6 protein-coding genes are annotated in these 11,990 nt (G+C 38.1%); 2 read left to right on the top strand and 4 right to left on the bottom strand.

Going from position 1 to position 11,990, the window contains the following annotated elements; translation table 11 throughout:
* Nucleotides 1-279: 279 nt before the first annotated feature.
* Nucleotides 280-2,220 (bottom strand): S-layer homology domain-containing protein, encoded by a 1,941-nt coding sequence (locus C9J34_RS03520; protein WP_107838475.1) that lies wholly within the window; start codon nucleotides 2,218-2,220, stop codon nucleotides 280-282.
* Nucleotides 2,221-2,363: 143 nt separating this feature from the next.
* On the opposite strand from C9J34_RS03520, the gene C9J34_RS03515 reads away from it, so the two are divergent.
* Entirely contained in the window at nucleotides 2,364-3,395 is a 1,032-nt protein-coding gene (locus C9J34_RS03515) for an S-layer homology domain-containing protein (protein WP_238600553.1), read from the top strand.
* A 218-nt stretch (nucleotides 3,396-3,613) separates the two neighbouring features.
* A complete protein-coding gene (locus C9J34_RS03510; protein ID WP_238600552.1) occupies nucleotides 3,614-4,750 on the top strand; it encodes a VanZ family protein in 1,137 nt (378 codons plus the stop codon).
* A 55-nt stretch (nucleotides 4,751-4,805) separates the two neighbouring features.
* On the opposite strand, the gene C9J34_RS03505 is transcribed toward C9J34_RS03510, so the two are convergent.
* From C9J34_RS03505 to C9J34_RS03500, 3 genes are all read right to left on the bottom strand, one after another.
* On the bottom strand, nucleotides 4,806-6,758 hold the full coding sequence (locus tag C9J34_RS03505; RefSeq protein ID WP_238600551.1) for a methyl-accepting chemotaxis protein: 1,953 nt from the start codon (nucleotides 6,756-6,758) through the stop codon (nucleotides 4,806-4,808).
* Nucleotides 6,759-6,906: 148 nt separating this feature from the next.
* Nucleotides 6,907-7,077, bottom strand: coding sequence for a hypothetical protein (locus C9J34_RS21805; RefSeq protein ID WP_193768876.1), 171 nt, complete (start codon nucleotides 7,075-7,077; stop codon nucleotides 6,907-6,909).
* Nucleotides 7,078-7,359: 282 nt separating this feature from the next.
* Nucleotides 7,360-11,685: an S-layer homology domain-containing protein gene (locus tag C9J34_RS03500; RefSeq protein WP_107838474.1), complete on the bottom strand. Its 4,326-nt coding sequence runs from the start codon at nucleotides 11,683-11,685 to the stop codon at nucleotides 7,360-7,362.
* Nucleotides 11,686-11,990 lie beyond the last annotated feature (305 nt).

Genomic DNA, 11,990 nt, shown 5'->3' with positions numbered 1-11,990 from the left:
GGGGACTTCTGTATCTGCCGCTTCGCTTTCGCGCAGAAAACATTGCTGAATCAAGTTAAAGCAATGGCAACAAAAGCATTTGCAACATAATTTAGTGGGATATATAGCGGTTGAGGAATTGATACATTTAGCACGTTTAATACAATTCCTAAAATTAATGCATAAATAATCGGCATTTTAAAAAAATCATTGATAAATAATGCACCTGCCTCTACTCCTTCCCCACATCAAAAACGGAAGAAGGTCAGTCACACGCCCACTTCCGTTCAAATGCTAGCTTTAAAGCAAGTCTGCTAGCTCCATTGTGATATAAAGTATTCTCGCCATTTCAGAGCGCGTTATAGGTGAATATGGTCTAAATTCACCACTTCCGTCTGCTGGGAAAATGCCCAACGTTTCCATTAATGCGATACTTTTCTTTTCCTTATCATTCAAGTTTTGCACATCCACATATCTCAAATTCCCAGCATCCGTTAATTTATAAGTATCTACACCTAAATAAGCTAAATAACGATCTAAAATAACAGCTGCTTGCTGTCGTGTTATATACCCGTTTACATTATAAAACGCAGCACCCGTACCTGTCATAATATCCTTTTCATGCAATGCCTGTACTTCACTAGCGTATACCTTACCTCGCACATCTCTAAATGGTGACGCACCATTCGATGATAGATTCGCTGTTTTTGCTAATATTACCGCAAAGTCAGCTCGAGTGACTGTCTTTTTTGGTAAGTAACTGTTACCAGCCCCTCCTGTCATAATGCCCCTTTTCGTTAATTCATTTATATAGTAGGCATTCACATCATCCGCAACGTCAAAATAGTTAGTAGAACCACTCGTAGTAGAGGCAATAAAGTAACCTTGTGCCTTCGTTTTCACCACAAAAGCATCCTTTTCTACTTTAAAAGGTATATTTATTTTCTTAGCACGACTCTCCTCTTGGTAAATAGAAGCATTTGTCGAAACCTTTAATTCTTTTGTAGGTATCGTCAACTCCACATTTTCTGAGAAATCTACTCTATTACCACGAGCTGTTGCTGAAAAATAAAATGTCTCATTTTCGATTGTTAATGTTACCACTACTGTCCCATGCACCTTTTTTAAATCCTGAATCGGCATCTTCACTTTAACACCGTTTGGTGCTGTAATGATAATTGGCTCTTCCTGATAGTAAACAATATCTGCTGGGACATAGGCAAATAACTCATCACCCACTCGAACAAATTGTAAGTCTGTACTACCTGGTAGTATAGTGCCATCTGCATTATCAGCAATATAGCTTAATGGTGCAGGCTTATTTTTATCCTCTGCCTGTATAATTCCTGTTAGATCTTCTTTCTTCGTATTTGGATGGGTTGGCTGCTTTGGTAACCCTGTTGGATTTTTGCCATACGCTTGTTCTAATCTTTCTAACTTTGATAATGTCGTTACATATTGCTGTGCCTCATAAGAAAGACGATTGTAATAGGCTCGAGCATTGGCTAATTCCGTTCCTGTCGATTGTCTTGTTATATTCGCCATATATTTATCAAATGCTGTAGCACTCGCCTTCGCCGCAACGATGGCTGCTTCTTGCTTAGCAATTTCCTGCAATAGCTTTGTTAAATATAAGTAGCTTGAACTTGATACATAGCTTCTTGCTAATACCGATAGTCCATCGTAGGCATTTTTCACTACATAGACCTCTTCTTTTGTCGAGCTGTATGTTAAGCGATTAATCATTAGATCAACAGATTTTGCGTCTTCTTTTGCTTTGCGTATAGCTGTTTCTCCTGTATTTTTAAGACGTTCCTCTGCAGCCAAAAGCTTACTTAGCGCTGTTTGTGATATGAGATTGGCTTCTTCTTGTGAAAGTGCTTGGTATGCAGCTCGGGCAGCTTTTACTTTGTCTTCTGTCGAGTTATTTGTCAGCGCATTTAACAGGTTCTCGACTTCTTTTGCTTTTTTCTCAATAGCTGCCTTTTTAATACGTGCCTCTTGAGTTAAAAGCTTATCATATGCTTCTTTCGATACAAGCGCTTTTACTTGTGAAGATAGCTCTTCGTATGCGGCTCGTGCATTCTTTATTTGCTCCTCCGTTGAGCTACTTGTCAGTGCGTTTAATAAGCTCTCGACTTTTTCTACTTCTGTCTCGTCAGCAGCATGACTTATAGGTGCTGCAACAAAGGCAACCGAAGTAGACAATAGCACAGCCGTCGCAATTCGATTCTTTTTCATCTAGTTCCCTCCAAGCTACGATATATCCTAATTACAATTATAAACAAAAATACTAAAAAGACATAGGACAAATTCCATCTTGAAATTTTTCACAGTATCCGTCTACACTAGTAGTAAGGAATTGATTGGAAGGAGGAATTTTTTTGCTTCGCTCTATTTTTAATACATTTGTCATTATTGCCTGCCTTTTCATGCTGACAACGTTACACGCAGAAGCGTCAGGCTTCAAAGATGTACCAAAGGATCATTTCGCCTATAACGCAGTGCTGTGGGCACAAAAATATGAAATTATTAACGGTTATAGTGACGGCACATTCAAGCCAAATGAAACCATTACAGAGCAGCAATTTGCCAAGCTTTTAGCAAACTATTTTGAGCTAGACACAGTAGAAAATGAGCTTAAAAAGCAAACAACACAGGAAAATTGGTCTGATGTATTTTACGACTCATTAGCAAGCTACGGAGTTCCATTAAACGGTTATTTGCACAATACGATTCGTTCTCAGCCAGTGAAACGTGGTGTCGTAGCGCAAGCCATTGCCCATTTAGCAGATGGCAAGCATGACTTAAATAGCTCAATTGAATTTTTAATGGAACACTATATTTCAACAGGGCAAAACCCTAAATATGAAAATCGTGATTTACAAAAATTCTTTGGCACAACAAATAACATGACACGTGCGCAAGTTGTCACATTACTCTATCGCATGGATTCAATGGATTTCTACTATATTTCTGACGATGCTGAAGCCATTCATGAAAATGTAGATAATCTCTCATTAAACGAACGAGCAACACAAGCGAAAAAACGCTTAGATACTTCGCTTCAGCAAAATCCGTCAAACAACAGCACTTGGCACGGCAACTATCGCTACGTTTACCAATGGGGTAAAGGGGCTTACGAGCGCAACGCACGCTATGTAACTATCTCCAATGCAACAAGCAAGGACTTCTATGTCAAGCTTTCGGCCTATGACGGCAAATATGAGGGAGCAACAGAGGGCTATGCTGTTATCACGTCTGCCAAAAAAGCAATTATGCAAGAATCAAACAAAGGCAACCGCTGCATTATCGAATTTGAACACTTAAATAATGCAATTAAGGTAACAGAAATCGATTGCAGTGCCGAGCGTACAAACGGCACAAACTTCTCCGGAACACTGCGGAAGCAATAGTACAAGGGCATGGAATCAAGTTTTCGACCTGATTTCATGCCCTTTACATTTTTTGCGTGCGAATTTAAGCCTTTTTCGTGCGAAAAGCGCTTTTTCATGTGTGAATTTTGGCTTCTTGTGTGTGAATTCCTGCTACTTATGTGCGCCACCTCTTTCTTGCGTACCTCCGCTTTTTACTGCAATATATACTTAACATACTTTGAAATGAGGTATAACACTTGATTGGCACATACACAGGTCCTATTTTTATCGCAGCCTTAGCTTTCGTTATGCTAACTTTTGTTATTTGGATTCCTTGGCTTATTTACACATATCGAAAATACGGCTTTTTATCAATTTCCAAAACGATTATTACCTTTAGTTTTATTTTTTACTTTTTAGCAGCACTTTTTTTAGTATTACTCCCCTTACCTGAAACAACAAATACATGTGCCATGCAAAGGCCGGGTACACAATTTTTCAACTTACGTCCATTGCAATTTGTGCAGGATATTTTATATAAAACAGATATTGCTTTAAAAAACCCTGCATCATGGGCAGCTATCATAAAGCAGCCTGCCTTTTATCAAGCATTTTTCAACTTTCTACTACTGATGCCCTTCGGTGTTTATTTGCGCTATTTCCTAAAGGAACGTAAATATTGGAAACGCGCATTTTTACTTGGAATTGGGCTAACTTTATTTTATGAGATTACACAAGTGACAGGCATTTACGGCATATACAACTGTCCATATCGCATTTTCGATGTTGATGATTTGCTGCTTAATAGCACAGGGTCTTTACTAGGCTTTTTCATCGCCCCTGTCATTTGGGCTCTATTCCCAAAGCATACAGATGTCATAAAGCATGGACAAGAAATGATTGCACAAAGTGCTATAAGACCGCTACAAATACTATTAGCTATTATTGTGGACCTTGCGCTTATTTCTATTGGCAACACAGCATTAAGCTTTTTAACAATTCCACAATTCTTCATCCAAACAGCGCTTTACGTAGTTATCTTTGCGATTATTCCATTGCTCCTGCATGGGGAAACGCTTGGGATGAAGTTGTTAAAAATTCGCTTGGTTGATGAAAATACAGAACTCTTTTCCGCTATCGGTATTATTCGCCGATTTGTAGCCATTTACAGCACCTATTTAGTATTTAAAGGGCTCCATATTGTTGGACAAATTGAATTAAATATGGACTCACCATTTTATATTTATCAAGTGCTTGTATCATTTAGCGCCTTTGTCCTGTCGGCAATTCTCGCACTCGTTTTAGCGATTCATGTTCTTCGCTTCTTACTCGCTAGAGGTCAAAATAGACTGTATGTTGATACTGTTGGGAAATGTGTTGTGAGGAGAAAATAAAAATATTGAAAACAGCTGTCGGAAGTGACTTTTCCAACAGCTGTTCTTGTAATATTTAATATTTAAATTGCTTCATATACTCACGTAATTCGTCGGCTGTCTGTTGTAAAACTTTTGCCGCTGCCGCCATTTCTTGCATCGATGCTAACGTTTGCTCTGTTGATGCAGCAACTTCTTCTGAAGCTGCCGCATTTGATTTGGCATGATCTGATAACTCGATTGCTGTCGCTGATACTTCTTCTACCACAGCAGAAATTTCCTCTGAAGCTGCTGATATGCCTTCGATTTTCGGTGCAATATTTTGCAGACTTTCTACAATAAGTGTGAACTTCTCTTTCGTTTGCTCCGTTAACTGTAAGCCTTGCGCCACATCAGCTGTTGCTTTATCCATCGACTGAACAGACTGTGCTGTATCCTGTTGGATGGCTGCAATTAACTCAGAAATTTGATTTGTCGATTGCAATGATTGCTCCGCTAGCTTGCGTACTTCATCTGCAACGACCGCAAAGCCTTTACCATGCTCACCAGCTCTTGCTGCTTCAATCGCAGCATTCAATGCTAATAAATTTGTTTGATCGGAGATAGCTGTAATAATTTCCAAAATCGATCCAATTTCCTTGGTACGTTCATACAAGGAATTAATCGTTTCATCCGATTGCGCAACAGATGTGTGAATCGACTGCATTTGGCTCACTGTTTGCTGTACAGCTTGTCCCCCTTCATCTGCTAGCTGCATCGCATAGCCAGATAAATCCGATACTTGCATTGTGCTATCGGTTACTTCCACAATACCTTTTGCTACTTCCTCAATTGAAAGCGCATTTTGCTCAATACCTTCTGTCTGCTTTTCTGTGCTACTCGCTACTTCCTGCATTGCATCTGATACTTGCTCAGAGGCAACGATATTTTCACCTGCACTTGTTGACACATTTTGAGCATATACTTGCACCTGCTCCGTGCTTTGCTCCAAATGTAATAATAATCGCTTCAAGCTCAGCTTCATTGCAACGAAAGCTTCCCCTAACTGACCAATTTCATCCTTTGTATGAATATCAATGAACGTTGTTAAGTCTCCTTCACTAATTTTTAAGGCATTTGCTTGTAGCTCTTTAATTGGTTGAACAATTGAACGAATCATCCATAGTACAAAAGCACCACCTACAACAATAGCAATCGCCACAATTATCATAATCATTGTTAATGTTTTACCTGCAGCTTTTGTCGCCTCTGCTGTAAACATCGTTCCAAGCATTTTCCACCCTGTTAATTCATTCGTCTCAAACAAGATTTGACGATGGTTTTCTTTAATAATACCTGTAGCTTGCCCATAAACTTCCGCTATGTATTTTTCAGTTGACTGTACGCCACTTTCCTTGCCGTGCTCAACGATATATAACTGCTGGCCATCCAATAAAGACGCGAATCCAGTTTCCCCTATTTTTATACCATTCGTGATATCACTTAGCACCGCTATATTTAAATCCAATGCCATCACACCTGAATTATCAGCAAGCGGCTTCGAAAGTGTAACAACCATATTTCCAGTCGATGCTGAAATATATGGTGGTGAAATCGATACCTCATCCTTACGATTCATCGCTTGTATGTACCAATCTCGTTCACGTGGGTTATAGCCACTCGGCACATCCTCTATCGGTTTAGCAATCATTTGTCCATTTGTCGTTCCAATATAAAGTAATTCCACCTCGGGATGCACATTCACATACTCGTCCAGCAATACACCCAATTCTTCACGGTTCTCTAGCTGGAAAGAAGATGCTTTCAATTTATTCGCAAAATACGTTATATCATGTATTTTTGGTGCAATCATATTGGTAATATTTAAATCAAGCATTCGCACACTTTCTTCAGCACTAAATTGCTGCTCAAGCAAAATTTGCTTTTTCGCACTTTGATAGGACACTACCCCAATCACAAGCGATGGAACCAAAAGAATTAACAAAAATGAAAAAATTAACTTTTTTCTAATACTTACTCGCTTCAACACTATAACCTCTCCTTAGTTATACTCACGACATTAACGAAACATTTTCATATGTAACATTCCTATTTTAACATAATATTTTTGGAAAATAAGCATAAGCGGAAAAGTACCCCAAAATTCTTATTATTCAGCTATTTATACTAAAGAGTTATTAGAATGAATATGTAATGATTTTTTGAAAATGATGATACAAATTAGAATTTAGCTTTTCAATTATCATTTGAAATACCCCACTTGCTCTTTCTTTAAGCAAGTATAAATATTCATCTTCAACCTGAACAATTACCTCATTAAAATTGTTGAATGCCTCTGTTTCATCCATTAAAACAGCTAATCCTACCTAGAAATATTTCAGTCCCCCAAATATAATTCTTACTCAGTCTGTTAATGCATTCTCCTTAATTATATTAAGTGTATCAATTTCATAAATCGTTTTGAATGATACTTCATGTTAAGCAATTTTCATTTATCAACTAGCTTTACAGATTAGAAAAATAGTTCTCAAAAAAACTACTTTTTTCTCCTCACATAAAAACCAAGTGATTTTGAGTTAATCACTTGGTTTTCATTACGATCACTTCATTTTCTAGCAGTAAAACGATACTTATGGGTTAGACGGATTGTCAATAGAAGGATGTCTATAGCCCACTTTTGCATAGAACTTATTGAAATTACCATACTTATCTTCCAAAACAATCGTTATATAGTCACCATTGAAGAATTTAGCTGGATGTTCTAGTTCCCTTGTAATACGTGCTACGTTGGTTGCAACAATACCTGTTCCTTTTGCTAACGAGCTATCTGTCCCCTTTGTAACGGCTTGAATTACTTGCGCCGCTGTTCTATTTATAATTACATTCTCATTTGTTCCTGCTGTATCAGCTAAATAATAGTATTTGAGCTCTTCACCATTTTCAAAGAGTTGCTGAACAGACCCTAATAAGTCAAAGGTTACTTGTACCTTTTTGTCATCCCCTACAACTGTCTTATGGGCAAGTTTAATTTCCATAAACATTGCATCTAGCTCACGGTATAGATATTTACCCTCATTCACAAAGTTATAACCTTCATAACCTGGAATGACAAAGTCCTTTGCGTTGTCCTTCATTTTAACCGTAATCGTCCGGTCTCCAGTATTTGGTGCTTTCGGTCTAATAATTAGCTGACTATCCTTTGTTGTATCTGTACCTACTGTATAACGAACAGGCTCGTATTGATTTGTAACATCAATATCAATACCATTCGCATCTGTTGAAGTAATCGTTAGAATCGTTGATAGGTCAATAACAACGGTATCTCCTGTACTTACAAGTTGTGATTTACCATTCACATCACGCATAATTGTTTCACTAAACGTAATTGTAAATGTACTATCACTATTGCGATAAATCAACCCTGGATAATGCTTCTTATCAATAGGCGATACCATACCAATGTTTGGTGCTGTACCATCTGCATAGTAATTTTGTTTCATAAAGCCTGTTGCTGTTTGGTCATGATCAGTATAATTTGAATTTGCCTTATAAATCGTAAAATTACCATACGTATCCTCGGCCCCTACGTACACAACATATTCGGTATGAGCTGTTAACGTCACACCTCTTGCATCAATTACACCTGAAAGACCTTTGTCTATTTTCTCAACATATGGTTTCTTCTTCAACTCGGCTTCTAAAAATGTCTTATCTGCTGGCGCTGTAAGGTTTGCCTCTGGATTATCAATAATCAAACCATCTGTATCCTTAATCTTCTTCGGTACAAACCAATAATGCAATTTCACAGTTTCATTCGTTTCAAAGCTAATAGTTGCTTTTGTATCATCATTTTCTTTTGGCTTAATTTCTAAGTTACGGATTAATGGTGCTTTGACATCTCCGAAAATTTCATTAGGTCCTGCAATTTTAGAGAGTTCTCCACCCCGATCTCTTAATACCATATAAATAGAATAGCTATTGAATGGATTTAGTTTATTTTGCTCGATAGAAATTGGGAACTTTTGTGTACTCGTTTCTAAATTAGCTGGTCCTGTACCTGTAAGAACGTAAATATTTTTTCCGTCTATTTGGAATTTACCAGAACGGTCTGAGCTACTATTCGCCCATTCATTGACAAAATCTCGCTCTGTAATATTATTGTCTGTTAAATATTGTTGCAGTGTGACTGTATCACCACTAGTTGTTGTTACTGTATTTGGCACTATCATATAGTAATATGAACCTGCTTTGTTCGGCTTAAACTCTACCTCTGCCCGACGGAAGCCGTCTGATTCATCCGCTTTGTTTATAACATTTTCGATTTTAATCGTTGGAGATAGCTTATCTTCATGTACATATTCTGCAAAGTTACGCACTGAGTCACCTGGTGTCACCGTATTGACATTCTCAAATGCTTTACCCGCTAAATCTTTAACGCCCGGTAGTACAGTTACACGTAATGTATCACCATTAACAAACCCTGTATTTGAAGGGATTGTTAGTAAAACTTTGCGACTCCCTGCTTTATACTCCACCTTAGAAGGCTTAATCCCTTTTTCACCTGCAACATTGACAATAACTGTACCCGTTAATAAATAGTTATCAGGATTATTTGCACTATCGAAATCCAATGCCTCATTGACAGTCAATTCGAATTGGTTATTGCCTTTTGATTCCAGCCTTCCTTCAACCACATATGGGTGTTCCTCATCAAGTGCCGATGTTCTTGTTGTCGTTTTTGCAGGCGGATTTTCTGAAATATTACCTGATCTATCTCTCATAACAACAAAAATTTCGTAATCTGTATTTGATTCTCGATCATAAATAATTTCTTCAATCACATCTCTCGAAGTAGCTCTTCCTGTACCAGTAGGATTTGCAATAATATCGGCCGTTGTTGGATCAGCTGCTGTTGTAGCTCGGCGAATAAAGTAGTAATAATCCCCTGGCTCAGACGGTGTGAAGAAGAATTTCACACGTTGACCACCATGCATTGGCTCTGCTCTTAAATTTAACACACGTGGTGGCGTGCCATCCGTCGTTGAAAATTCCGCTTCTGCCTTCTCCGAAACATTTCCTGCACCATCCACAACAACTAAATATAAAATATAGTCTGTTTCTTCCTCTAAATTGTTAATTGTGAAAGATGTCGGTGTATCCGCTTTGACCGTACCTCGTTTTTCTTGGTTTGCCTGTAGCACTTCACGTATTGTTGGTGGACGTTCTGATGCCTTGCGTTCTAACCAGTAATACGTACCATCCTCATTTGATGTAAATGTTGCAGTCGCAGTTACACCTGCTGTATCTACAGACGTTATTGTCACAATCGGACGCGTTTCATCTGGAATTTCTTTATCTTCTTCCTCACGGTCAACAGGCTTACCATCTGGATCTGTAATGTTGCCAATTTTGTCATTATCATTTTCGAAGTCATCGAAAATTTGGTTTGGCTTTTTGTCCTTTGGTAAAATGACACGGTCGATATAAACATGCTCGCCTAAATCAATCCAACCAGAGCTATTATCTACATATAAGAAATCGATAAAACTATCTGTATTGAAATAGACGCTCTTATAATTATTTTTATAGACTGTTTCAATATTGTGTACGCCGTAAAGCACTAGATTGCGCTCTGTTTCGATATACATTGTTGTCATATCTGCATAAATTTCTGCCTGCTCCACATCACGTGCAATTGTAACACGGCTCAATGTTTCATCAGCTGATACGAACGTGTTATTGCGCTCGATAAATAGATTCGCTACATGTGTGTATTCGAAATCTACATAGCCATCGACTTTAGGCATGCGTGCTGAGTAGCGCGTATTCGGCCTTGCGTCTTTGTCTGGCACAGGCTTTAGCACTTCATTGTCTTTCGGGTTTAAATAACTGTTATCGTCTGGCACATTTGGCTGTGACCAATCAATAAAGCCTACGCCTGAAATGCTTGCAACATTTAAGCCTTGGATACGTTGCATATAGTCAGCTAAAGATTTACGGGGCACTTCAGCAACTGTTGTGCGACCATATAGCTTCATATTTTTTACGCGTAAGTAAGAGCCATTAATCGTTAAATTGCCATTGAAGTTTGCACCACCACCATCTAATGCAATTAGACGATTGGCTGTTCCAGAAGCATTTAACGTTAATTCGTTAATGCCTGTTAATGTTTTACCATCGAATGTCCCATCAATCACTGCACCTTTTAATACAGCAGCATTGCCTTCATTAATAAAAGTCTTTAGTGAAGAGCCAATTGTATATTGAACGCCATTAATGTAAATGATATCGCCACGAATATCGCCAACGTTATAGGATGGATTGCCTTTGTCTGCTTTTTCTGCACGCCAAATAAATGTCGCTAGCTGTGCTCTCGTCACTGTACCAAAAGGCTCAAACGTATTCGCTGTCGTACCTTTTGCAATGTTTAAGTTGTATAAAGTTTGAATATACGCCTCATTCGCATTTTGGCTCGTCACATCTTTAAAATTGTGGTTCATCTTTGTTGCTACTTCAAGCTGAAAACCGAGCGTAAGTGCTTTGGCAATCTGACCTCGTGTAATTAATTCATTTGGCTTGAACGTCTTGTCACCAAAGCCATCAATAATCCCTTCATTTGCAATCGCTGCAATATACGCATAATACGGATGAGATTGCTGTACATCTGTAAAACCAGGGTTTTTTTGGCGTGTTACATTTAGTCCCATTGCTAAAGCGATGATTTTTGCTGCCTCACCACGCGTCACTGTCTCGCTCGGTCTAAATGTACCGTCGCTATAGCCACTAACGACACCGCGATTGACTAAGTCTAATACTGGTTTATAATAATCCGCATTGGGATTTAAATCTTTAAATACATATGCATTTGCTGCTGGTGGCAATGCGACAAGAATACCGCTAGACGCTAAAACTGTAGCAACAGCCGCTTTGCTTAATTTTTTATAATTATTTTTCATGCGCTCCTCCTTCAATTCACTTCTTACAAATATAGCTGGAAATAAAGAAATCTATAACTATATTATCGGCTATAAACGTAGCACATTCATAGAGGAAAATAAAAAAATGAAGTAGATTTAGAAGCAGTGACAAGGAGTGATAAAAACTTTGAATCATTAAACTATTAATGGTAAAATATTTTTAAAAACACAGTTCTTTATACTCATATTCTTTTTTGTTTTATCATCCACATATTTGAAATATAAATCCTTTTCCTCATTGCATAAATAATCAACACTTATTTTCACACCTTTTCCACTATAGT

Origin of the sequence: Metasolibacillus meyeri (assembly GCF_003049505.1) — a bacterium.
GTDB classification, from domain to species: Bacteria; Bacillota; Bacilli; order Bacillales_A; family Planococcaceae; genus Metasolibacillus; species Metasolibacillus meyeri.
This window is presented reverse-complemented; position numbering and strand designations above follow the sequence as displayed.

Bases quoted from the DNA above. Each gene is read 5' to 3' on its own strand.
- C9J34_RS21805 (WP_193768876.1), bottom strand. From the start codon at position 7,077: ATGGATGAAACAGAGGCATTCAACAATTTTAATGAGGTAATTGTTCAG.
- C9J34_RS03500 (WP_107838474.1), bottom strand. From the start codon at position 11,685: ATGAAAAATAATTATAAAAAATTAAGCAAAGCGGCTGTTGCTACAGTT.
- C9J34_RS03520 (WP_107838475.1), bottom strand. From the start codon at position 2,220: ATGAAAAAGAATCGAATTGCGACGGCTGTGCTATTGTCTACTTCGGTT.